This is a genomic window from Streptomyces sp. SCL15-4, assembly GCF_033366695.1.
Lineage (GTDB): Bacteria > Actinomycetota > Actinomycetes > Streptomycetales > Streptomycetaceae > Streptomyces.
On record NZ_JAOBTQ010000001.1, the window covers coordinates 4,961,951 to 4,984,672 of the forward strand.

Here is a 22,722-nt window from a genome sequence, read left to right on the forward strand (position 1 = left end):
GCGGGGTGCCCTTCCCGGCGGAGGGCACCCCGCGCCCCTGTCTATCCGGCCGTCCGCGGAGGCAGCTTCGGGCGGGACCGGTCGGGCACGCCGGTGTAGTCCGGCGGGACCGCCGCCGGGTGGGTCTCCAGCAGCTCCAGCGCGAGCCGGACCGCCTCGCCCAGCACCGGGTAGCGGCCCTCGGCCCAGTCCACGGGGGTGCGCAGGACCTCCACGTCGGGGGCGACGCCGTGGTTCTCCACGGACCAGCCGTAGGCGTCGAACCAGGCCGCGTTCATCGGGACGGTGATGACCGTGCCGTCGCCGAGGCGGTGCCGTCCGGTCATGCCGACGACTCCGCCCCAGGTGCGCTGGCCGACGACCGGCCCGAGGTCCAGCAGCTTGAAGGCGGCGGTGATCATGTCGCCGTCGGAGGAGGTCGCCTCGTCGGCGAGGGCCACCACCGGACCGCGCGGGGCGTTGGAGGCGTACGACACCGGTTGTGCGTCCCGGGTCAGGTCCCAGCCGAGGATCGTACGGGTCAGCTTCTCCACGACGAGTTCGCTGATGTGGCCGCCCGCGTTGCCGCGCACGTCCACGATCAGCGCGGGCCGGGACATCTCCATGCGCAGGTCGCGGTTGAACTGGGCCCAGCCGGAGCCGCCCATGTCGGGGATGTGCAGATAGCCGCACCGTCCCTCGCTCAGCTCGCGGACGACCTGGCGGCGTTTGGCCACCCAGTCCTGGTAGCGCAGCGGCCGTTCGTCGACGAGCGGGACGACGGCGACCCGCCGGGGTCCGCCGGGCGCGCCGTCCGGCGGGGTGAACGTCAGCTCCACGGTCGTGCCGCCCGAGCCGGCGAGCAGCGGATAGGGGCCGGCCACCGGGTCGACCGGGCGGCCGTCGACATGGGTGAGGACGGCGCCCTCGCGGATGCCGGTGCCGGCCAGCGGGGAGCGGGCCCGGGAGTCGGAGGAGTCGCCGGGCAGGATGCGCCGCACCAGCCAGCGGCCGTCGCGGCAGACGAAGTTGGCGCCGAGGAGGCCCTGCCGGCGCTGGTAGTGGGGCGGCCCCTCGTTGCGGCGGGCGGCGGTGACATAGGCGTGCGAGGTGCCGAGTTCGCCGAGGACCTCGCGCAGCAGATCGGCGAACTCGTCGGGTGAGGCGACCCGTTCGACCAGCGGACGGTACTGGTCGAGGACGGCGTCCCAGTCGATGCCGCACATGCCCGGGTCCCAGAAGTAGGCCCGGATCAGCCGGCCCGCCTCGGCGTACGCCTGGCGCCATTCGGCGGGCGGGTCGACCTCGTGCAGGATCCGGCGCACGTCGATCCACACGGTCGTGTCGCTGTCGCCCGTCTCCGTCGACGGCACCGCCCGCAGATCGCCCTCGTCCACCACGACCAGCCGGGTGCCGTCGCCGCTCACCGTGAACCAGTCCAGGTGGTCGACCAGTTCGGACTTCTTGGCCTTGGTGAGGGAGAAGTGCTCCAGGGTCGGGCGGCCGCTGATGTCGGCCGGATTGACGAAGGTCTCGCCGAGCGCGCCGGAGATCGGCCAGCGCAGCCAGACCAGTCCGCCGCCGGCGACCGGGGACAGCCCGGAGTACTTGGAGGCGATCACCGGGAACGGCGTGACGCGGTTCGCCAGCCCCTCCACCTCGACCGTGACCGTGCCGGCCTCGCCGGTCTCCTCGTCCTCCAGCGGGTCCAGCCCGCCGGCGGCCGGCCGGCCCTCCGGGTTGAGGGCGAAGGGGGAGGGGGTCGCGGACGACAGCGGGACGAGGTAGGGGCGGCAGCCGAGCGGGAAGGACAGGTCGCCGGTGTGCACGTCGTAGACCGGGTCGAAGCCGCGCCAGGAGAGGAAGGCGAGATAGCGGCCGTCGCGGGTGAAGACCGGGTTCTCGTCCTCGAAGCGGCCGTTGGTCACGTCCACGATCAGCCGGTCCTTGATGCGGGCCAGCTTGATCTGCCTGAGGGTGCGGCCGATCCCGGGGTGCGACCAGGTGAGCCAGGCGCCGTCCGGGGAGAAGGCGAGGTCGCGGACGGGGCCGTTGACGGAGCGGGTCAGCTCGGTGACCGGGTCCGTGCCGTCCGCGGCCGCCTCCTCGGTGGCCTGCGGTGCGTCGCCTGCCGGTACGCCGTCTTCCGGTACGCCGTCTTCGGGTACGTCGATGAGCAGCAGCCGTCCGTCGTGCGAGGCGACCGCCAGCCGTTCGCCGAGCGGGTCGGAGACCAGCTCCAGCACGCGGCCGAGGACGCCGGAGGCGAGCCGGCGGGGCGCGCGGTCGCCGGTGGCGCGGGGGAGCCGGGCGGTCTCGACGGCGTCCGCGCCTCCGGCGTCGGTGACGTAGGCGATCGTCCCGGTGGAACCGAGCATCTCCGGCAGCCGGACGCGTACGCCGGGGGTCTCGGTGATCGTGCGGGCCGGGCCGTCGCGGTGGGTGAGCCAGTACAGGCTGCCGCGGACGACGACCGCGCTGGCCCGGCCCGTCTCGTCCACGGAGATGCCGTCGACGTGCTGCGCGGCCGGCACCTGGTAGCGGCGGCGGCCGGTGCGCGGGCCGGCGAGCCGGACGTCGAGCCGGCGCGGTGCGGCGCCGGGCGAGAGGTCGTCCACCAGCCACAGGTCGCCCGCGCACTGGTACACCACCCGGCTGCCGTCACTGGCGGCGTGCCGGGCGTAGAACGCGTCGTGGTCGGTGTGGCGGCGCAGGCCGGTGCCGTCGGGAGCGCAGGAGTAGAGGTTGCCGACGCCCTCGTGGTCGGAGAGGAAGGCGATCCGGCCGGCGACGAACACGGGGCAGGCCAGATGGCCGTCGAGGTCCGGCAGCAGCCGCTGCCCGTGCAGCCACAGCCGGCCCGTGGCGCCGCCGCGGTAGCGCTTCCAGGAGGCCGGTTCGTGCGGCGGGGTGCCGGTGAGCAGCAGGGTCCGGCGTTCGCCGCCGAGGCCGGTGACCTGGATGTCGGAGACCGGTCCCCAGGGCAGCCGGGCGCCCGGGCCGCCGTCGGGCGGCACCTTGTAGGCCCAGGTGAAGTGGGAGAAGGGCTGGCCGTGGGAGGCGACGGCCAGGATGTCGCCGTCCGGACTCCAGCCGCACACCTGGGTGTCGACGCCGCCCCAGTACGTCAGCCGGCGCGCGGGCCCGCCGCCGTCGACGTCGACGAGATGGATCTCGGGGACGAGGCTGCGCCAGGAGGTGTACGCGATGTGGCGGCCGTCGGGGGAGAAGCGCGGATGGCCGGCCTTGGTGCGGTCCGCGGTGAGCCGCCAGGCGCGGTCCGGGGCGCCGAGGCGGGCCAGCCAGAGGTCGTCCTCGGCCACGAAGCACAGCAGGTCGCCGCTGAGGTGGGGAAAGCGCAGATAGCTCACCCTCCCCATGCTTTTCCGGGCACCGGGCACCGGCAACTCGTGGCCTGGTGTGCGGGACCTTATGGGCTCTTCACCTTTCCCTTATGGCACCTTCACCTTCGTGACCCAGCACACGTACGAAACGGTTTCGTTTCGTATGGCGGCCGGGGTATCTTCGGTGGTACGAACGGAAGAACCGGAGGGGAGGTGAGCGGCATGACCGAAGGCGTCGCGACGACGCGCCGCAGCCGGATCACGCCCGAGCGCGAGGCCGAGTTGTACGAGGCCGTGCTCGACCTGCTCCGGGAGGTCGGTTACGACGCCCTCACCATGGACGCCGTCGCCGCCCGCACCCGCTCCAGCAAGGCCACGCTCTACCGCCAGTGGGGCGGCAAGGCCGAACTGGTGGCGAAAGCCGTCCGGCACGGCAAGCCGGGCCGGGCCGCGGACGTCGACACCGGGTCGCTCAAGGGCGACCTGCACGCCCTCATCCTGCGCGGCGACGACTGCGAGATGGAGCAGAACTCCGCGCTGATGCGGGGCCTGGCCATGGCGGTGCACGGCAACCCGGACCTGCTGAAGGCGTTCCGGGAACACCTCATCGAACCGGAGATGGCCGAACTGCGCCGGGTGCTCCGGCGGGCGGTCGAGCGGGGCGAGGTCCGTGCGGACAACCCCGCGGCCGGCTTCGTGCTCCACATGATGATCGGCGCGTTCGCCGCCCGCACCATGATCGACGAACAGCCGCCGACGCAGGACTTCCTCCTTTCGTACATCGACGCCGTGGTCCTCCCCGCCCTCGGCGTCTGAAACCGACGGACACCCCACTTCCCCAGCAAGCCCACCACTGACGTCACCGCTCACGTCGTCGGGCTGATCACCCCTGCCCAGACTGAACCCACGACCTGACCGGGAGTACGCCCCAAGTGGCCACGTTTCTCTACAGAATCGGCCGGTTCGCCTTCCGGCGACGGCACTTCGTCGCGCTGATATGGGTCGCGCTGCTCACCCTCGCCGGGGTGGGCGCCGCCTCCGCGCCGACCCCTGGCAACACCTCTTTCTCCATCCCGGGCACCGAGGCACAGAAGGCCTTCGACCTGCTGGAACAGCGCTTCCCCGGGATGAGCGCCGACGGCGCCACCGCCCGGGTCGTCTTCAAGGCCCCGAGCGGCGAGAAGATGACGGACGCCGGTAACAAGGCGGCCGTCGAGAAGACCGTCGAGGAACTGGGCGGCGGCCCCGAGGTCGCCTCCGTCGCCGACCCCTACACCGGGCACGCCGTCAGCAAGAACGGCGCCGTCGCGTACGCGTCGGTGAAGTACAAGGTCTCCGGCATGGAGCTGGAGGACTCCACCCGCGACGACCTCGAAAAGGCCGCGCAGCACGCCCGGGACGCCGGGCTGAGCGTCGAGATCGGCGGTGACGCGCTGAACGCGACGCCGGAGACCGGCTCCAGCGAGATCATCGGCATCGCGATCGCCGCCGTCGTCCTCGTCATCACCTTCGGCTCGCTGCTCGCCGCCGGGCTGCCGCTGCTGACCGCGATCATCGGCGTCGGCATCGGCGTCGCCTCGATCACCGCGCTGGCCTCCGCCCTGGACCTGGGCTCCACCACGTCCACCCTGGCCACGATGATCGGCCTCGCCGTCGGCATCGACTACGCCCTGTTCATCGTCTCCCGCTACCGCGCGGAACTCGCCGAGGGCCGCGAGCGCGAGGAGGCCGCCGGACGCGCCGTCGGCACGGCGGGCTCCGCGGTGGTCTTCGCCGGCCTGACCGTCGTGATCGCCCTGGTCGGCCTGTCCGTCGTCAACATCCCGATGCTGACGAAGATGGGCGTCGCGGCGGCGGGCACGGTCGCCATCGCCGTCCTCATCGCCCTGACCATGATCCCGGCGCTGCTCGGCTACGCCGGCCGCAAGATCAAGCCGACCGGCGAGAAGAGCAGGCTGCTCGGCGGCGGCCGTACGCCCAAGCGGCCCGGCCGGCCCAACATGGGCACCCGCTGGGCCCGGTTCGTCGTCCGCCGTCCGGTCGCCGTGCTGGTGCTCGGCGTGCTCGGCCTCGGCGCCGCGGCGCTCCCGGCCGCGTCCCTGGAACTGGGCCTGCCCGACGACGGCTCCCAGCCCGTCTCCACCACCCAGCGCCGCGCCTACGACCTGCTCTCCGAGGGCTTCGGCCCCGGCTTCAACGGCCCGCTGATGGTCGTCGTCGACGCCAAGGACAGCGCCGCGCCCAAGGACGCCTTCGCCAAGGTCGGCGAGGAGATCAAGGGCCTGAAGAACGTCGTCACGGTCACCCCGGCCGCGCCCAACAAGGCCGGCGACACCGCGACGATCACCGTGGTGCCGAACTCCAAGCCGTCCTCGGTCACCACCGAGGACCTGGTGCACGCCATCCGTGACAAGGGCGCGGAGATCACCCGGGACACCGACGCCAAGGTGCTGGTCACCGGCTCCACGGCGATGAACATCGATGTCTCGCAGAAGCTGAACGACGCGCTGCTGCCGTACCTGGCGCTGGTGGTCGGCCTCGCGTTCCTGCTGCTGATCGTGGTGTTCCGCTCGGTCCTGGTCCCGCTGAAGGCGGCCCTCGGCTTCCTGCTGTCGGTGCTCGCCGCGCTCGGCGCCGTCGTCGCGGTCTTCCAGTGGGGCTGGCTCGCCGGCCTGATGAACGTCGAGCAGACCGGACCGGTCATGTCGATGATGCCGATCTTCATGGTGGGCGTCGTCTTCGGCCTCGCGATGGACTACGAGGTGTTCCTCGTGACCCGGATGCGGGAGGCGTACGTCCACGGCGAGACGCCCGGCCAGGCCGTCGTGACCGGCTTCAAGCACGGCGCCCGGGTCGTGACCGCCGCCGCCGTCATCATGATCGCCGTCTTCTCCGGCTTCATCGGCTCCAGCGAGTCGATGGTCAAGATGATCGGCTTCGGCCTCGCGATCGCCGTCTTCTTCGACGCGTTCGTCGTCCGCATGGCCATCGTCCCGGCGGTCCTCGCCCTGCTCGGCAAGCGCGCCTGGTGGCTGCCGAAGTGGCTGGACCGTGCGCTGCCCAACGTGGACGTCGAGGGCGAGGGCCTGCGCGCCCACGCCGACCCGGAGGAGGAGAAGGAACTGGTACGCGCCTGACGTACCGGTTCCCCGGCCGAGCGGCCGGTGAGGGTGCCCGTGGGGACGGGGACGCACCCTCACCGGCTTTTCGCCGTCCGGGCGTCAGGCCGGCCGCAGGCGGAACGCCGGGCAGACGTGCCGGATGCCTTGAGCGTGATCTTCACGCCCTTGGCGTCGGCCTCGCCCACGTAGGTGCCTTCCAGTTCCCCCGTGGTCGCGGAGGCGGCCTGCTTGCTTATGAGGCCTCGACGGCCGTGGACGCGGAGGAACAGGAGGTCAGGGGGGACAGCAGAGCCAGCACGGCGGCGGCCGTCAGCAGGCGCGCACGCCTTGCCGGGATGTGGACTCGTGACACTGGCCTACTTTCCTTCCGCCGGAATGCGTTCCGTCCGGACGATCTCCTGCTTGCACAACAACACGAGCAACGAGTCGTTCCTGCACTACGTCGGCTACTACGACTGGCTCGAGAAGTTCAACCGCGATGAAGGCGCCTTCTCGTCCGTGGGGGGGCACCTCCGGTTCCGCGGGCCGAAATCCCCGTGAGCGGCGGCCGGGTGTGCCGTAGCGTGCCCCGCATGACGACGACGGACACCGCCGCCCACGACCCCGGAGCCCACCCCCGGTTCGCCGAAGCGCTGCGGGCGCTCGGGCTGGACGGCCTCCTCGCCCGCACCCGCCGCTTCCCGGAGGCCACCCGGACCGCGGCCGAGGCCGCCGCCGCGATCGGGTGCGAGCCGGACCGGATCTGCAAGTCCCTGGTCTTCGCCGCCGACGGGGTGCCGGTGCTGGTGCTGATGGACGGGGCCTCGCGGGTGGACGTGGAGCGGGTGCGGGAGGAACTGGGCGCCGGGGAGGTCGGCCGGGCCGACGCGCGGGTCGTGCGGGAGACCACCGGGTACGCCATCGGCGGGGTGCCGCCCTTCGGGCACCGTACGCGCACCCGGGTCCTCGCCGACCGCGCTCTGCTGGAGCACGACCTGGTGTGGGCGGCGGCCGGGACGCCGTACACCGTCTTCCCCGTGGCGCCGCGGGACCTCCTGCTGTACGCGGGCGCCACCGTCGCCGACGTGCGCGAGCGCACCGCCTGACGCCGCCGACATGACGGGCCGGGGTGGCAGGGCGCACCCTGGAAGCAGCGATTCTCGGAGGTGGTGGTGATGATGCACACCGCTGTCGGATGGCACGTCGAGCTGGAGTTCAAGGAGGAGGACGACCTGCACACGCGCGCGGCGGCCCTGGTGCGTCTGCCCGACGGCACCGAGGTACGGGCGCACGGCCGGGCCAGCAGGCACCAGGTCGACGCGAACCAGCCCCGGGTCGGCGAGGAGATCGCCGGCGCCCGCGCCCTGAACGAGCTGGCCATGCGGCTGCTGACCAAGGCCCACGAGGAGATCGACTCGGCGTCCGGACGGACCTCGCACCCGATCCACGTCTGACCCGCGCCCGGCGTGCGCCGGGCGCGTGCGCGGATCAGGCGAGCGCCGTGCGGACGGCCCGCACCAGCGCCTGCGCCCTCGGGTCCGCCGTCACGCCGGCGCGGAAGCCGTTGGTGACGTAGCCGAAGGCGATGCCGGACTCCGGGTCGGCGAAGGCGAGGGCGCCGCCGCGGCCGGGGTGGCCGAAGGAGCCGGGGGAGAGCAGCGGGGACGCGGCGCCGTGCAGCATGTAGCCGAGGCCGAAGCGGGTGCCGGCCACCAGCACCCGGTCCGGCCCGGCGGACCGCTCGGCGCGGGCCAGCTCCATGGTGTCCTGGGTGAACAGGCGCCTGCCGCCGTCCACCTCGCCGATCAGCGCGGCGTAGAAGCGGGCCAGGCCGTCGGCCGTGGCGATGCCGTTGGAGGCGGGCAGGGCGGCGGCCCGGTAGCCGGGGTCGTTCTCGTCCGGCAGCGGGGTGATCGCGGCGAAGGCGCGGCGGGTGAGGGAGTCGGGGTCGGCGTAGGCCTCGGCCATCGCGCGCTTGGGCCGGATCCTCGGTCCGCCCGCCGTCTCGGGCGCCTCGGCCGGCCCGACCCGGCCCGCCCGCGCCCGCTCCGCCTCCGGCAGCCCGAGCCACAGCTCCGCGCCGACGGGCCCGGCGATCTCCTCGGCGATCCACGCGCCCACCGGGCGGCCGGTGACCCGGCGGAGCAGTTCGCCGGTGAGCCAGCTGTAGGTCTGGGCGTGGTAGCCGTGGTCCGTGCCCGGCTCCCACACCGGCGCCTGGGCGGCGACGGCCGCGGCGCCGAGGTCGGGGTCGGCGGCCTCGGCCGGGGTCAGCGGACGGTCCAGCACGGGCACGCCCGCCCGGTGCGCCAGCAGGTGCCACACCCGTGTGCGGTCCTTGCCGGCCGCCTTGAACTCGGGCCAGTACGTGCCGACGGGCGCGTCCAGGTCCAGTTCGCCGCGCTGGTGCAGGAGCAGCAGGGCGGCGGCGGCCACGCCCTTGGTGGCCGAGCGCACGACCTGCGCGGTGCCGGGCTCCCAGGGCGCCGCGCCGGCCCCGCCGTCGATGTCCCGGCTGCCGGCCCACAGGTGCACCACCCGGTGACCGTCGCGGTAGACCGTGACGGCCGCGCCGCGCTCGCCGAGCCGCGCGAAGTTCGCGGCGAACGCCTCCCCGACCGGCTCGAAGCCCCCGGCCACTGTGCCGTTCACGTCCACGTCCGCCGTCCCTTCCGATCGCCTGCGACAGTGGGTGCAACCGGGGGTGCGCACCTGCGATTCCTCGGCGGGATCAGCCCGGCGGAATCGTTACATCGGCGTTGCCCGGGATGGTGGTGGAACGGTGCGTCACGCGCCCGTGGTCACGGACCTCGGGTCGAAGCCGAACGGCAGCTCCAGCCGGTGCGCCCGCATCAGCCCGTCGTCGGACAGCAGCTCCGCGGTGGGGCCGTCCGCCGCGATCACGCCGTCGCTGAGGATCAGGGCGCGCGGGCACAGCTCCAGCGCGTACGGCAGGTCGTGCGTGACCATGAGGACCGTCACGTCCAGGGAGCGCAGGATGTCGGCGAGTTCCCGGCGGGAGGCCGGGTCCAGGTTGGACGACGGCTCGTCCAGGACCAGGATCTCCGGCTCCATGGCGAGCACGGTGGCCACCGCGACCCGGCGGCGCTGCCCGAAGGACAGGTGGTGCGGCGGCCGGTCGGCGAAGTCCTGCATCCCGACCAGCTCCAGCGCGGTGCGCACCCGCTCCCGGAGCGCGGCTCCCTTGATCCCGGCGGCGGCCGGACCGAACGCCACGTCCTCCCGCACGGTCGGCATGAACAGCTGGTCGTCCGGGTCCTGGAAGACGATGCCGACCTTCTGCCGGATCGCGGCCATGTGCTGCCTGCCGACGGGCAGCCCGGCCACGGTCACCGTGCCCGTGCCGCCGCTCAGGATGCCGTTGAGGTGCAGCACCAGGGTGGTCTTGCCGGCGCCGTTGGGGCCGAGCAGGGCGACCCGTTCGCCGCGCGCGATGGTGAAGTCCACGCCGAACAGCGCCTGGTGTCCGTCCGGGTAGGCGAAGGCGAGGCCGGAGACCTCCAGAGAAGCAGTCACAGGAACCATCCCAGCAGACAGACGACGAGGGCGGCGCAGGGGAGTGCGAGGGCGTGCCGCCACTGGGCGCCGGAGGCGGTCACCTCGTCGATGACCGGCATCGATCCGGCGTACCCGCGGCTGACCATGGCCAGGTGCACCCGCTCCCCGCGTTCGTAGGAGCGGATGAACAGCGCGCCGGCGGACTTGGCGAGCACGCCCCAGTGCCGCACGCCCTTCGCCTCGAAGCCGCGCGACTCCCGGGCGATCCGCATCCGGCGCATCTCGTCGGTGATGACGTCGCCGTAGCGGATCATGAAGGAGGCGATCTGCACGAGCAGCGGCGGCAGCTTCAGCCGTTGCAGGCCCAGCAGCAGTTCGCGCAGCTCGGTGGTGGCGGCCAGCAGCACGGAGGCGGCGACGCCGAGGGTGCCCTTGGCGAGCACGTTCCAGGCGCCCCACAGCCCGTTCACGCTGAGCGAGAGCCCGAGGACGTGCACCCGCTCGCCCTCCGCCACGAACGGCATGAGCACCGCGAACGTCACGAACGGCACCTCGATCAGCAGCCGCCTGAGCAGGAATCCTACGGGCACGCGCGCGTGGTACGCGACGGAGGCGAGCAGGACGGCGTAGACCGCGAACGCCCACATCGCCTCGCGCGGGGTCGACACCACGACCACCACGAACAGGAACGCGGCGGCGAGCTTGGTGTGCGGCGGCAGCCCGTGCACGGGCGAGTGCCCGTGCCGGTACAGCCGGTGCGCGTGGCCGGCACCCACGTCAGACGCTCGTGTTCACGGGCGAGGCGTCGTCGGTGCGCCGCCGGCGCAGCGCCCAGAACACCGCGCTGCCCGCGACGACGGTGACGCCGACGCCGATGACGCCCGCGAGACCGCCGGACAGCCGGGCGTCGGCGATGTCCTTCACGCCGTAGTCGGCCAGCGGCGAGTCGGCCGCGGCGTGCTGCTCCTCCTTCTTGTCGATCCCCTTGTCGTGCGCGACCTTCTCCAGGCCGTCGGGGTTGGCGGAGGCGTAGAAGCTGACGAAGCCGGCCAGCACCAGGGAGGTGACGAGGCCGGTCACCCACAGCGTGCGCCGCGAGGTGCGCGCCGCCGCGGGCGCCGGGACGGCGGGCTCGGCCGCGGGGGCGTCCACCAGGGCACCGTTCACCCGCAGCCGGAGCCGCTGGCGCAGGCCGCGCGCGCCGTGCACCAGGTCGGGCCGGACGGCGACGACGGCGCCGACCGTGAGCGCGGTGATGACCGCCTCGCCGATGCCGATGAGCACGTGCACGCCGATCATCGCGGTGGCGACCTTGCCGATGGAGACGTCCGTGGTGCCGCCGACGGCGTAGATCAGGGTGAAGGCGACCGCGGCGGCGGGCACGGACACCAGCGCGGCGACGAAGGAGGCCACCGTCACCGAGCGCCGCTTGCGGGGCAGCACGGCGAGCAGGCCGCGGAAGACGGCGTAGGACACGACGGTGGTGACGAGCGCCATGTCGGTGATGTTCACGCCGAGCGCGGTGAGGCCGCCGTCGGCGAACAGCACGCCCTGCATCAACAGCACCACGGACACGCACAGCACGGCCGTGTACGGCCCGACGAGGATCGCGGCCAGGGCTCCGCCCAGCAGATGTCCGCTGGTCCCGGCCGCGACCGGGAAGTTCAGCATCTGCACGGCGAAGATGAACGCCGCGACCAGACCCGCCAGCGGCGCGGTGCGCTCGTCCAGCTCGCGGCGGGCACCGCGCAGGCTCACCGCGAGGGCGCCGGCGGCGACCACCGCGGTGACCGCGGAGGTCGGGGCGTCTATGAATCCGTCAGGTACATGCACCCGACGATTTTAGGCCCTTGTTGCGAACCTCTTGCAAGAGAGACAGAGTCTCGTCTCCCGCAGGGGTGGGCGCCGGAAAATGTGGGACTCTGGATGGAACCGGATGAACGGCTTTCACATAGGTCACGGTGCGTGAGAGGGCGGTCCGATGTCTGTAGTCGAGCAGTACGCGCGCGCTCATATCGTCACGGACGAGGAGGACCCGGGGGCCGTGCCCGTCGTGCTGCGGTACGACCCCGACCGCGATCCCCGCGCGGTCCGCATCGGACTGCCCGGGCCGCACGAGTGGACCTTCGCCCGCGCGCTGCTCGAACGCGGACTGCGGGTGCCGGCCGAGAGCGGCGCCGTCCGGGTGTGGCCCTGCGGCCGGGTCCAGGCCGTCGTGGAATTCCACACCGACGACGGCGTGGAAGTGGTCCAGTTCGAGTCCAAGACCCTGCTGCGGTTCCTGCGCCGGACCTACACCGCCGAGCCGGTACGCGGCTGATCAGCCGCCGAGCTTCAGCAGCGACGCCACTATGGGCCCGGCCGTGTCGCCGCCGTGCCCGCCCGCCTGGACCACGCCCGCGGCGGCGAGATCGCCCCGGTAGGCGGTGAACCAGCCGTTCGGCTTCTTCTGGCCGTCGACCTCCGCCGAGCCGGTCTTCGCGCCGTAGTCCGGGCCGAGCCCCGCCATCGCCTCCGCCGCCGTGCCGGAAGCGGCCGTGTACCGCATCAGCTCGCGCAGCTGGGAGAGGGTTTTGGCGGACAGGGTGCGCGAGGCCGTGGCCAGCGTCCGGTGGTCGACGGACGGCGCCACCAGGTACGGCTGGTGGAAGGAGCCCGCCTTCACGGTCGCCGCGACCGAGGCCATGTTCAGCGGGTTCATCCGCACCCCGCCCTGCCCGATCAGCTCGGCCGCCATCTGCGCCGCCGACTGCACCGGCACCGAGCCGTCCACGCTGGGCACGCCGATCGCCCAGTTGTTCATCGACAGCCCGAAGACCTGCTGGGCCTGCTTGGTCAGGTCGTCGTTGTCCAGCTTCTTCGCCTGGCTGATGAAGGCGGTGTTGCAGGAGCGGGCGAAGCTTGCCTTGAACGTGCCGCCCTTGATCTCGAAGTCGTCGTCGTTGTGGAACTTCCAGCCGCCGTAGGTCACCGTCTTCGGGCAGGGGTGCGGCTTGTCCGCCGAGGCCAGGCCCTTGTCGATGAGCAGCGACGACGTGATGACCTTCATGGTGGAGCCGGGCGCGAGGGCGCCCTGGAAGGCGGTGTTGAAGCCGTGGCCGCTGTTGGCGACCGCGAGGATCTCACCGGTGGAGGGCCGCAGCACGACCACCGAGGCCTTCGTCCGCTTCTCCACCTGCCGCTCGGCCGCCGCCTGGAGCGACGGGCTGAGCGTCGTCCGCACCGTGCCCGGGGTGCCCTCGCTCAGCTCCGCCAGGGTCTTGTCGGACAGCTTGGCGGCCCTGGACTCCTTGCCGCGCACCACGCGCAGCTCGATGCCCGCCGTGCCGCCGGCGGTCTTGCCGTACTTCTCCCGCAGCCCGTCCAGCACCGTGCCCAGCGACGGGTACCGGGCGGCCGTGATCTCGCCGCCGTCGCGGTCCAGCGCCTTGACCGGCGGAGTGCCGGACGCGCCGGTCACCAGCCGGTCGCCGTCCCTCAGGTCCGGATGGACGACGGCCGCGTGCCAGTCGACCCGCGGCTCGCCGTCGCCCGGACGCCGGACGACGGTGAGCGAACTGCCGTACGCCAGCGGCTTGCTCACGCCCCGGTAGGCCAGGGTGGCGCGCACGTCGAACGGCACGGTGGCGCCCTTGGCGGCCTTGGGGGTGAGGGTGACGTCCCTCAGGTGGGCGTCCTTGGCGTAGCCGGTGAGCAGCGGGGCCGCCGCCGCGGGGTCGTCGGTGGCGGCGGCGGCCTCGGCGGTCCTGCCGTGCTGCCAGGCGGTGAGGAAGCGGGTGCCGGCCGTGCGGACCTCGGCGGCGGTGAGCGGGCCGGTCCGCACCTTTCTGTGCGCGGCCGTGGCGGTGCCCTCGTCGGCCGCGGCCCCGCCGTCGTACAGCGCGTAGAGGCCGGCCCCGGCGCCGCCGACGACCACGGCGAGCATCCCGCCGAGCACGGCGGGCCGGGTCCTGCGCCGCTCGGTGACGCGCCTTCTCTTGCCCACAGCCTCAGTTCCTCCGTGCCTTTTCCAGGCTCTCCTAAGCCCTCACTCTCCAACGACGGCTTTCACCTTAAGGTCCCTGTCTTCACGGGTGATCTCAACCGGCGTTCCGTAGCACGCTTGCGACAATCGGACCGGCGGCGTCCACACCGTGCCCGCCGTCCTGGACCATGGCCGCCGCCGCGACATCGCCCCGGTAACCGGTGAACCAGCTGTCCGACCTGGCCGCGCCGTCGGTCTCGGCGGAGCCGGTCTTCGCGCCGACGTCCCCGCCCAGCCCGGCCATCACGGCGGCGGCGGTGCCGGAGCGCGCGGTGCGGTTCATCATGGCGCGCAGCTGCCGGACGGTGCCCGGTGCCAGGCCGCGCGCGCGGGCCGGTTCCCGGCCGTCCAGTTCCAGCGGAACGATCACCGGCTGGCGGAAGGCGCCGGTCATCGCGGTCGCCGTCACGGAGGCCATGTTCAGCGGGCTCATCTGCACCCGGCCCTGGCCGATCAGGCCGGCCGCGGTGTCCGGGCCGCCGGAGACGGGGACGCGGCCGTCGAAGGTGGGCACACCGGCCTGCCAGTCGTTCCGGCCGAGCCCGAAGCGGTCCTGGGCCTCCTTGGTGAGCGAGTCGGGGTCCACCTCGTCGGCGAACTTCACGAAGGCGGTGTTGCAGGAGCGGGCGAAGCTGTCGGCGAGGGTGGCGTGCTCGTCGGGCGCCAGTCCCTTGAGGTTCTGGAAGGTCTGGCTCTGCCAGACGGCCGAGGGCGGGCAGGGCGCCGGGCCGTTCGCCGTGGTCAGGCCCTTGTCGATGAGAGTCGCCGCGCTGACGATCTTCATGGTGGAGCCGGGGGCGCGTTCGCCGAGGAGGGCCGCGTCGAAGCCGTCCCGGCGGTTGTTGGCGACGGCGAGGATCTCGCCGGTGCTCGGCTTGACGGCCGCCACGGAGGACTCGGGGTACTTGAGCACGGCCGCCTCGGCCGCCGCCTGGGCGCTCGCGCTGAGCGTGGTCGGCAGCCGGCCCGGTCTGCCCTCGGCCAGGGTGACCAGCGGGGTGTCCGCGGCCTGGCCGCCGTCCGCGTCGGCCTGGTGCCGGATCACCAGCTCCACGCCGGGCCTGCCGCCGGCCTTGTCGCCGTAGCGGCTCCTCAGCTCGTCCAGCAGAGGACCGAGCGAGGGGTACTTCTCCCGGGTCAGCACCTTCCCGTCGCGGTCCACGGGCTCGATCCGCGGGGCGGACGACTCCCCGGTGGCCAGCGTGTCGCCCTGGCGCAGCCGCGGGTGGACGACGGAGGGCCGCCAGTCGACCAGCGCCCGGTGCGAGGTCTCGCCGCGGACCACGGTGAGCGTGCCGCGGTAGGACAGCGGCTTGGACGTGCCGCCGTAGGACACCGTCGCCGTCACCGAGAAGGGCACCGTGTCGCCGACGGCCGTGTCCGGGGTGATGCGCACCTTGCCTATGCGCGCGTCCTGGCCGTAGGCCGTCAGCAGCGCCCGGGCGGCCTCCGGATAGTTCGTGTACGAGGCCGCGGTCGCCGCGTCCCCCTTCTCCCAGGCGCCGAAGAACGCCTTGGTGGTCTCCTTCACCTCCGAGCCGCTGGGCGGCCCGGTGCGCGGGGGCGCCACGCCGGCCGCCGTGCCGCTGTCACCGCTCATGGCGGACGCGAAGGTGTAGAGCCCGTAGCCGGCGCCGCTCAGCAGCGTGACGCAGACCCCGCCCACCACGGCCGCCTTGACTCCGTTGCGCATGGCGCGGATCCCTCTCCCGTTCGGCCTGTTGAACATGTTCAATTCAGCGTGCGGGAGCACTGTAAGCGGTTGCGGTGCGCTGGGGGCGGGAGTTGTCGAACCGTGACTCGGTCAGCGCCCGCCCGGACGCGGCGGCCGGAACGGGTCGTCGGGGCCACGAGGGCCCCGGGGCTCGTCCGGAGGCCTCGGCAGGAACGGCAGCGGGAGCATGTCGTCGGAGTGCGACCAGGTGCGGTACCGCGCCGCCGTGCCCTGCAAAGCCTCCGCGTGCCAGTCCTCCTCCGCGGGCCGGAAGTCCCCGAGTTCCACCCCGGCGACATCGAGCAGGTCCAGCAGCATCCGGGCGATCAGTTCCTGGTCGAGCTGGTCCTCGACGTCCTCCGCGCCCCAGCGGATCAGCGTCTCGGCGGCCCGTGTCAGGCCTTCGGCGCTGGCCGTGGGGAAGGCCAGGGCCAGCGAGGCCCGCATGATCTCCACCGCGTCGTCGGAACGCACGGCTCACCGCCTCCTTTCGCACACGATGCAGAGCCCGCTGCTCCGGGCCGTGACACGCAGCGCCATCTTCGCCGCGCTCTGCACCTGGCGCAGGCACTCGTGACGGTCCAGGTGAGCGTACTGCTGGGTCGACATGGTGTCCCGCACGAAGACCTCCCAGTGGTCCTGGGCCCGGGCCCAGTCGTTGCGGTGCGCCACCCGCACCCAGGCGTCGACGAAGTCCTGCTGGGGGACGGTCCCGTGGAAGTAGGCGGCCAGGTTGTCGATGAGCCCGGGCGGACGCAGCCGCTGGCGCAGCCTGCGCCGGCGGAAGAGGGTGTGCGTCGAGATCGACTTCGCCCGGCTGATGCGCTCGGCGATCACATGACCGGCGAAGCCGCCGATGATGGCCGGGACGAGGAGCCAGCCGACGAGCGACGCCAGCCACAGCAGCACGTGCCGCGGCGCGTCGATCATGGCGAAGACCCGGTACACCCCGCTCGGGCTCTCCGCCCGCGCGGCGAAGAAGTACAGCGCGCCCAGACAGACGAGGAGCGGCAGTCCCCAGTCCAGGATCCACTGCGTGACGCCCTTGAGCGCCTTGCGCGACCGCCAGGCCCGGCGCAGACGCCCGAGGAGACGCTGCCGTCCCGGAGGCAGCTTCAGATGACCCGGAACCGGGATGGGCCCGCCGTGCAGCAACTACTCCCCCAGGCTGTCGTCACCACGGCGCGCCGGACCCCCGGCCCCCCGCGCCGAACACGCCCGATTCTGCCCCAGCCCGAGCCCGCCCGGCACCGCCCGGCTAAACCCACGTATCGAGCCACATCCGCGACCGCCACGAGTCGATCGGGATCGCGGTGCCCGTGTAGAGGGGCCAGAAGTAGATGAAGTTCCAGGCGATCAGGAGGACGAGGACGCCCGCCGCCGTCGCGCCGATCACGCGGCGGGTGTCCGTGGAGCGCGGCGGGCCGATGACCGCGCCGGTCGTCATCGCCACCGCCAGACACAGGAACGGCACGAAGACGACCGCGTAGAAGAGGAAGATGGTCCGCTCCTGGTACAGGAACCACGGCAGATAGCCGGCCGCGATGGCGCAGGCGATGGCGCCGGCCCGCCAGTCGCGGCGCAGCGCCCAGCGCCACAGCACGTAGCCGATCGCGAAGCAGGCCGCCCACCACAGCAGCGGCGTGCCGAGCGCCAGCACCTCCCGGGCGCACTTCTGCCCCGCGTCCGCCGGGCAGCCGTCGGTGCCGGGTCCGGGCGACTCGTAGAAGTACGACACCGGGCGGCCCAGCACGATCCAGCTCCACGGGTTCGACTGGTACGTGTGCGGCTGGTCGAGACCGACGTGGAACTTGTACACCTCGTGCTCGTAGTGCCACAGGCTGCGCAGCCAGTCCGGCAGGAAGGTCCAGGCGCCGCCCTTGCCGTCGGTGGCCGCCCAGTTGCGGTAGTAGCCGCCCGTGCCGTCGGCGGGGGACAGGATCCAGCCCGTCCAGGAGGCCACGTAGACCACCAGCGCCACCGGGATCGTCGCCACGAAGGCGGCACCGGTGTCGTACTTGAGGACCGCGAGGTACGGGTGACGGGCACCGGCGACCTTGCGGGTGCCGACGTCCCACAGGACCGTCAGCACGCAGAGCGCCGCCAGGACGTACAGGCCGTTCCACTTCGTGCCCACCGCGAGGCCCAGCATCACCCCGGCCGTCCAGCGCCAGGGGCGCCAACCGAACCGGAAGGCGTCGGCGACCGCCGCGTCCGGCCGCACCCGGCCGTCCGGCCCGGCCGGCAGCGCGGCGGACAGTGCCTCCCGCGCCCGGTCCCGGTCGACCACCAGGCAGCCGAACGCGGCCAGCACGAAGAACATCAGCACGCCGTCCAGCAGCGACGTCCGGCTCATCACGAAGTGCAGCCCGTCCACCGCCATCAGCGCGCCCGCCAGACAGCCGAGGAACGTCGAGCGGAACATCCGGCGCCCGATCCGGCACAGCAGCAGCACGCTCAGCGTCCCGAGCAGCGCCGTCATGAACCGCCAGCCGAACGGGTCGAACCCGAACAGAAGCTCGCCGAGCCCGATCACGTACTTGCCGACCGGCGGGTGCACCACGTACGCCGGGTCCGTCGGCACCGCCAGGCCGCCGTGCTGCTGGAGCACCATGTCGTTGGCGTTCTTGCCGTACTGGTCCCAGCTGACCTCGAAACCGCGGTGGACGAGCGCCCAGGCGTCCTTGGCGTAGTACGTCTCGTCGAATATCACCGCCCGCGGACTGCCCAGGTGCCAGAACCGCATCAGGCCCGCCACCAGCGTCACCAGCAGCGGCCCGCCCCAGCCCGACCAGCGCGTGATCCGCTCCGCCAGGACCGGCGGGACGCCGAGCACCCGCCACAGCCGGGGGCTCGGCTGCGCGTACGGCGGCACCAGCCGGTCGCGCACGTCGCCCGCCGGCGCGTCCTTGCCCGGCGCGTACCCGAATCGGCGCAGCCGCTGCTGCCACGACGGCCGCCGGTCGTGCGGTGCCTGGCCCTGCCGGAGGTCCATGGAGGACGCGGTACTGGTCACCGCGCCATCGTAGGGAACCGGCCTGTGGGAGTCCCGCGCATGCGCGGTACCGAATCGGGGCGCGGCCGTTTTCCTCCGCGTTCCCGCGCGCCCCGGAGCCCTGGGAGGATGGACGGGTGACTGGAACCCTTGTCCTGGCAGGTACCCCCATCGGCGAGATCGCGGACGCGCCGCCCCGGCTGGCCGAGGAGCTGGCCGCGGCCGACGTGGTCGCAGCCGAGGACACCCGGCGGCTGCGCCGGCTCACCCAGGCGCTGGGCGTCACCCCCAAGGGCCGCGTGGTCTCCTACTTCGAGGGCAACGAGTCCGCCCGCACCCCGGAGCTGGTCGCCGAGCTGGCCGGCGGCGCGCGGGTGCTGCTGGTGACCGACGCCGGCATGCCGTCCGTCTCCGACCCCGGCTACCGGCTGGTCGCCGCCGCCGTGGAGCAGGACATCCGGGTCACCGCCGTTCCCGGCCCGTCCGCCGTGCTCACCGCGCTCGCGCTGTCCGGGCTGCCCGTGGACCGGTTCTGCTTCGAGGGCTTCCTGCCGCGCAAGGCCGGCGAGCGGCTGTCCCGGCTGCGCGAGGTGGCCGCCGAGCGGCGCACCCTCGTCTACTTCGAGGCCCCGCACCGGCTCGACGACACCCTCGCCGCGATGGCCGAGGTCTTCGGCGCCGAGCGGCGGGCCGCCGTCTGCCGCGAGCTGACCAAGACCTACGAGGAGGTCCGGCGCGGCCCGCTGGCCGAGCTGGCGCGGTGGGCGGCACAAGGCGTGCGCGGGGAGATCACCGTGGTGGTCGAGGGCGCGCCGGAGACCGGGCCGGAGGAACTGGACGCGGAGGAGCTGGTGCGCCGGGTCCGGGTGCGGGAGGAGGCCGGCGAGCGGCGCAAGGAGGCGATCGCGGCGGTGGCGGTGGAGGCGGGGGTGCCGAAGCGGGTGGTGTTCGACGCGGTGGTCGCCGCCAAGCGGGCCGGTGGGTGACGATCGTTTCGCCGGGTGGCGCCGTGGGGGCCGCGGCGTCCCCCATACGCCGGCAAAAGGCCGGCCTTGTTGGCAAAGCCCAGTCGTCCCAGTGGGCTCGCTCGGGCAAGCAGGGGCCAAATCGGGGCCAACAGTCGGCAGGAGGGATGCATTCGCGCCACGGGAGGCGTCCACTGGGCGAGAGGACGCACCCGTCCGAAAGGGAGCCCGGCATGAGTGACATAGCGTCGTACGCCTTCGCCTGCATGCACTGCGGACACGGCTGGGAGCAGTCGTACGCGATCGAGCACCACACGAACGCCGAGGGGGAGCGGTGCGTGCGGTACGTGGCCGACGGCCGGATCGTGCCGTCGCCGCTGAGCCGGCCGGTCTGCCAGAACTGCGACGGTCACGTCGTGCGGATCATGCGCGCGGGCCAGGTGTCCGCCGTGCGCGCCGCGGCCGGCGGGCCGCACCACCGGGTGCCGGCGGCGGGCCCCGTCGAGGTGCCCCGGGTGCCGGGCCAGGCCAAGGAGCCGCACCACTGGCACCTGGCCGACCTGCTGCACCCGTTCCACCGCAAGGCCGGCTGAGCGGGGCACCGGCCGGCCGCGGCGCGCTCCTTTCGTAGGATCGGGGCATGCCTTCGAACGCCGGCCACAGCACCAAGGGTGACGACGGGAACGACAAGAACGCCGCCCCGCCGCTGCCGGCACCCCTGCGGGTGCCCGTCGCCGACTCCCACACCCATCTCGACATGCAGTCCGGCACGGTCGAGGAGGGCCTGGCGAAGGCCGCCTCGGTGGGCGTGACGACGGTCGTGCAGGTCGGCTGCGACGTCAAGGGCTCGCGGTGGGCCGCCGAGACAGCCGCCGCGCACGAGAACGTCCACGCCGCCGTCGCCCTCCACCCCAACGAGGCCCCGCGCATCGTCCACGGCGATCCCGACGGATGGTCCCGGCAGGGGGCGCGGGCGGCGGGCGGCGACGCGGCGCTGGACGCCGCCCTCGCCGAGATCGACCGGCTGGCCGCGCTGCCGCACGTCAAGGGCGTCGGCGAGACGGGCCTCGACCATTTCCGCACCGGCCCCGAGGGCAAGGCCGCGCAGGAACGCTCCTTCCGGGCCCACATCGAGATCGCCAAGCGGCACGGCAAGGCGCTCGTCATCCACGACCGCGACGCCCACGCCGACGTGCTGCGGATCCTGAAGGAGGAGGGCGCTCCCGAGCGCACCGTCTTCCACTGCTACTCCGGTGACGCCGAGATGGCCGGGATCTGCGCCCGCGAGGGCTACTTCATGTCCTTCGCCGGGAACGTCACCTTCAAGAACGCCCAGAACCTCCGCGACGCCCTCGCCGTCGCCCCGCTGGACCTGGTCCTCGTGGAGACCGACGCGCCGTTCCTCACTCCGGCGCCGTACCGCGGACGGCCCAACGCGCCGTATCTGGTTCCGGTCACGGTCCGCGCGATGGCCGCCGTGCGCGGCACGGACGAGGACGCGCTGGCGACGGCCCTGGCCGCGAACACCGCCCGCGCCTTCGACTACTGACCGTCACGAGACGCCGTCGAACGGCGCCGCACAGCCACTGTACGTAGTCGCGCCGCTTTGGAGAGCGACCGGTGCTCCGCTAGGTTCTGGGGGCCCGATCCGGACCCCTCTGGCTCTCTGGAGCGTGTCGGCGTGAGCAAGTCCCAGTACGAGACGTACGAGACGTACGAGGCGTACGGCCCCCGCGCCGCGCGCGGCCCGGCGGTGCGGGAGCTGCCGGGCCGCGCGCGCGTGGGCGAGGCGGCGGCCCTGCCGCGGCAGGGCGCAGGCGCGCCGCCGGAGGACCGGGCGCGCGAGCACGGCTCGCCGGACCTGCGGACGCGGGACGAGGACGGCGGACCGGGCGGACGGGGCGCGCGCCGGCGCCGGGCACGCGGTGCCGAGCGCCCGGAGTCCGCCGTGCGCCGCCTCCTGCCGCAGGCACTCGTCGTGGCCTTCCTCGCCGGCGGCACCAGCGCCTTCGTCGCCGAGGACAAGGCGATCGAGCTGAGCGTCGACGGCCGGCCGCGCACCCTGCACACCTTCGCCGACGACGTGGGCGAGCTGCTCGCCGAGGAGGGCGTGCGGGTAGGGGCGCACGACATGATCGCGCCCGCTCCCGACACCGAGCTGACCAGCGGAGACGAGGTCGCGGTGCGCTACGGCCGCCCCGTACGGCTCACTCTGGACGGCCAGAGCCGGCAGGTGTGGACGACGGCGCACACCGTGGAAGGCGCCCTGGCCCAGCTCGGCGTCCGCGCCGAGGGCGCCTACCTGTCCGTCTCGCGCTCCCAGCGCATCGGGCGCGCCGGGCTCGCGCTCGACGTGCGCACCGAGCGCGCGGTCACCGTCATGGCGGACGGCCGGACCCGCCTCGTCCGCACCAACGCGGCCACCGTCCGGGAGGCCGTCGAGGAGGCCGGGATCACCCTGCGCGGCCAGGACGTCCTGTCCGTCCCCGGGGACAGCTTCCCGCGCGACGGGCAGACGGTGACCGTGCTGCGGGTGACCGGCCGGCGGGAGGTGCGCGAGGAGCAGATCCCGTTCCCGGCCGTACGCGTCGCCGACGCCACCCTCTTCGAGGGCACCGAGGTCGTCACCGAGCCCGGCCGTCCCGGACTGCGCCGCACCTTCTACTACGTGCGCACCGTCAACGGCGTCCGGCAGCGGCCGCGCCCGGAGCGGAGCGAGCTGGTGCGCGCGCCCCGCACCCAGGTGGTGAAGGTCGGCACCCGGCCGCGGCCCGACTCCGTCCACGACGCCGACCACCTGGACTGGCACGCGCTCGCCGTCTGCGAGTCCGGCGGCCGCCCGGACGCGGTCGACCCCTCGGGCACGTACGGCGGCCTCTACCAGTTCGACACCCGCACCTGGCACGGCCTCGGCGGCACGGGCCGTCCCCAGGACGCCTCCGCGCAGGAGCAGACGTTCCGCGCGAAGAAGCTGTACGTACGGCAAGGGGCGAGCCCGTGGCCGCACTGCGGCGCGAGGCTGCGCGGATAGTGCCGCGGCCGGCCCGTGCCGCGGGACGGGCACCTGGCGTCCCGGCCTCC

The 22,722-nt window shown here is 73.3% G+C and carries 20 protein-coding genes; 10 read left to right on the forward strand and 10 right to left on the reverse strand.

The features are described from left to right. Positions 1 to 41: 41 nt before the first annotated feature. Positions 42 to 3,359 (reverse strand): S41 family peptidase, encoded by a 3,318-nt coding sequence (locus SCK26_RS22275; RefSeq protein WP_318203080.1) that lies wholly within the window; start codon positions 3,357 to 3,359, stop codon positions 42 to 44. Between the two features lie 186 nt (positions 3,360 to 3,545). On the opposite strand from SCK26_RS22275, the gene SCK26_RS22280 reads away from it, so the two are divergent. The 5 genes from SCK26_RS22280 (at position 3,546) to SCK26_RS22300 (ending at position 7,878) form a co-directional block, all read left to right on the forward strand. Next, complete coding sequence (locus tag SCK26_RS22280) at positions 3,546 to 4,139, forward strand: TetR/AcrR family transcriptional regulator (RefSeq protein ID WP_318203081.1); 594 nt, start codon at positions 3,546 to 3,548, stop codon at positions 4,137 to 4,139. Positions 4,140 to 4,255: 116 nt separating this feature from the next. Beyond that, entirely contained in the window at positions 4,256 to 6,460 is a 2,205-nt protein-coding gene (locus tag SCK26_RS22285; RefSeq protein WP_318203082.1) for an MMPL family transporter, read from the forward strand. 330 nt (positions 6,461 to 6,790) lie between these two features. Further along, complete coding sequence (locus tag SCK26_RS22290) at positions 6,791 to 6,985, forward strand: hypothetical protein (protein WP_318203083.1); 195 nt, start codon at positions 6,791 to 6,793, stop codon at positions 6,983 to 6,985. 32 nt (positions 6,986 to 7,017) lie between these two features. Beyond that, positions 7,018 to 7,530, forward strand: coding sequence for a YbaK/EbsC family protein (locus tag SCK26_RS22295; protein ID WP_318203084.1), 513 nt, complete (start codon positions 7,018 to 7,020; stop codon positions 7,528 to 7,530). Positions 7,531 to 7,599: 69 nt separating this feature from the next. Then, positions 7,600 to 7,878 (forward strand): DUF1876 domain-containing protein, encoded by a 279-nt coding sequence (locus SCK26_RS22300; RefSeq protein ID WP_318203085.1) that lies wholly within the window; start codon positions 7,600 to 7,602, stop codon positions 7,876 to 7,878. A 34-nt stretch (positions 7,879 to 7,912) separates the two neighbouring features. Here the strand turns inward: SCK26_RS22300 and SCK26_RS22305 are convergent, their stop codons facing one another. The 4 genes from SCK26_RS22305 to SCK26_RS22320 all read right to left on the reverse strand — a co-directional run bounded on the left by SCK26_RS22305 (position 7,913) and on the right by SCK26_RS22320 (position 11,776). After that, a complete protein-coding gene (locus SCK26_RS22305) occupies positions 7,913 to 9,082 on the reverse strand; it encodes a serine hydrolase domain-containing protein (RefSeq protein ID WP_318203086.1) in 1,170 nt (389 codons plus the stop codon). 129 nt (positions 9,083 to 9,211) lie between these two features. Then, positions 9,212 to 9,970 (reverse strand): ABC transporter ATP-binding protein, encoded by a 759-nt coding sequence (locus SCK26_RS22310; protein ID WP_318203087.1) that lies wholly within the window; start codon positions 9,968 to 9,970, stop codon positions 9,212 to 9,214. Next, a complete protein-coding gene (cbiQ, locus tag SCK26_RS22315) occupies positions 9,958 to 10,719 on the reverse strand; it encodes a cobalt ECF transporter T component CbiQ (protein WP_318203088.1) in 762 nt (253 codons plus the stop codon). Before cbiQ ends, SCK26_RS22310 begins: the two co-directional genes overlap by 13 nt. 1 nt (position 10,720) lies before the next feature. Further along, on the reverse strand, positions 10,721 to 11,776 hold the full coding sequence (locus SCK26_RS22320; RefSeq protein WP_318203089.1) for an energy-coupling factor ABC transporter permease: 1,056 nt from the start codon (positions 11,774 to 11,776) through the stop codon (positions 10,721 to 10,723). A 148-nt stretch (positions 11,777 to 11,924) separates the two neighbouring features. Between SCK26_RS22320 and SCK26_RS22325 the strand changes: the two genes are divergently transcribed. Further along, positions 11,925 to 12,263 carry an SsgA family sporulation/cell division regulator gene (locus SCK26_RS22325; RefSeq protein ID WP_318203090.1) on the forward strand — a complete coding sequence of 113 codons (339 nt, stop codon included), beginning with the start codon at positions 11,925 to 11,927 and terminating at the stop codon, positions 12,261 to 12,263. Here SCK26_RS22325 and SCK26_RS22330 read toward each other — a convergent pair whose 3' ends face one another. The 5 genes from SCK26_RS22330 to SCK26_RS22350 form a co-directional block, all read right to left on the reverse strand. Further along, entirely contained in the window at positions 12,264 to 13,928 is a 1,665-nt protein-coding gene (locus SCK26_RS22330) for a penicillin-binding transpeptidase domain-containing protein (RefSeq protein ID WP_318203091.1), read from the reverse strand. It abuts the gene before it with no gap. Between the two features lie 94 nt (positions 13,929 to 14,022). After that, positions 14,023 to 15,660, reverse strand: a complete 1,638-nt coding sequence (locus SCK26_RS22335; RefSeq protein WP_318203092.1) for a penicillin-binding transpeptidase domain-containing protein — start codon at positions 15,658 to 15,660, stop codon at positions 14,023 to 14,025. A 111-nt stretch (positions 15,661 to 15,771) separates the two neighbouring features. Further along, positions 15,772 to 16,155 carry a hypothetical protein gene (locus SCK26_RS22340; RefSeq protein WP_318203093.1) on the reverse strand — a complete coding sequence of 128 codons (384 nt, stop codon included), beginning with the start codon at positions 16,153 to 16,155 and terminating at the stop codon, positions 15,772 to 15,774. A 3-nt stretch (positions 16,156 to 16,158) separates the two neighbouring features. Further along, positions 16,159 to 16,836, reverse strand: coding sequence for a DUF6313 family protein (locus SCK26_RS22345; RefSeq protein ID WP_318203094.1), 678 nt, complete (start codon positions 16,834 to 16,836; stop codon positions 16,159 to 16,161). A gap of 103 nt (positions 16,837 to 16,939) precedes the next feature. After that, a complete protein-coding gene (locus SCK26_RS22350) occupies positions 16,940 to 18,697 on the reverse strand; it encodes a dolichyl-phosphate-mannose--protein mannosyltransferase (RefSeq protein WP_318203095.1) in 1,758 nt (585 codons plus the stop codon). 116 nt (positions 18,698 to 18,813) lie between these two features. Between SCK26_RS22350 and rsmI the strand changes: the two genes are divergently transcribed. From rsmI to SCK26_RS22370, 4 genes are all read left to right on the forward strand, one after another. After that, positions 18,814 to 19,662, forward strand: coding sequence for a 16S rRNA (cytidine(1402)-2'-O)-methyltransferase (gene rsmI, locus SCK26_RS22355; protein ID WP_318203096.1), 849 nt, complete (start codon positions 18,814 to 18,816; stop codon positions 19,660 to 19,662). Positions 19,663 to 19,874: 212 nt separating this feature from the next. After that, positions 19,875 to 20,234, forward strand: coding sequence for a hypothetical protein (locus SCK26_RS22360; protein WP_318203097.1), 360 nt, complete (start codon positions 19,875 to 19,877; stop codon positions 20,232 to 20,234). A gap of 47 nt (positions 20,235 to 20,281) precedes the next feature. After that, a complete protein-coding gene (locus SCK26_RS22365) occupies positions 20,282 to 21,190 on the forward strand; it encodes a TatD family hydrolase (RefSeq protein WP_318203098.1) in 909 nt (302 codons plus the stop codon). A gap of 132 nt (positions 21,191 to 21,322) precedes the next feature. After that, on the forward strand, positions 21,323 to 22,672 hold the full coding sequence (locus tag SCK26_RS22370; RefSeq protein WP_318203099.1) for a ubiquitin-like domain-containing protein: 1,350 nt from the start codon (positions 21,323 to 21,325) through the stop codon (positions 22,670 to 22,672). Positions 22,673 to 22,722 lie beyond the last annotated feature (50 nt).

Bases quoted from the DNA above. Each gene is read 5' to 3' on its own strand.
- SCK26_RS22365 (WP_318203098.1), top strand. From the start codon at position 20,282: ATGCCTTCGAACGCCGGCCACAGCACCAAGGGTGACGACGGGAACGAC.
- SCK26_RS22275 (WP_318203080.1), bottom strand. From the start codon at position 3,359: ATGGGGAGGGTGAGCTATCTGCGCTTTCCCCACCTCAGCGGCGACCTG.
- SCK26_RS22310 (WP_318203087.1), bottom strand. From the start codon at position 9,970: ATGGTTCCTGTGACTGCTTCTCTGGAGGTCTCCGGCCTCGCCTTCGCC.
- SCK26_RS22300 (WP_318203085.1), top strand. From the start codon at position 7,600: ATGATGCACACCGCTGTCGGATGGCACGTCGAGCTGGAGTTCAAGGAG.
- SCK26_RS22335 (WP_318203092.1), bottom strand. From the start codon at position 15,660: ATGCGCAACGGAGTCAAGGCGGCCGTGGTGGGCGGGGTCTGCGTCACG.
- SCK26_RS22295 (WP_318203084.1), top strand. From the start codon at position 7,018: ATGACGACGACGGACACCGCCGCCCACGACCCCGGAGCCCACCCCCGG.
- SCK26_RS22280 (WP_318203081.1), top strand. From the start codon at position 3,546: ATGACCGAAGGCGTCGCGACGACGCGCCGCAGCCGGATCACGCCCGAG.
- SCK26_RS22360 (WP_318203097.1), top strand. From the start codon at position 19,875: ATGAGTGACATAGCGTCGTACGCCTTCGCCTGCATGCACTGCGGACAC.
- SCK26_RS22325 (WP_318203090.1), top strand. From the start codon at position 11,925: ATGTCTGTAGTCGAGCAGTACGCGCGCGCTCATATCGTCACGGACGAG.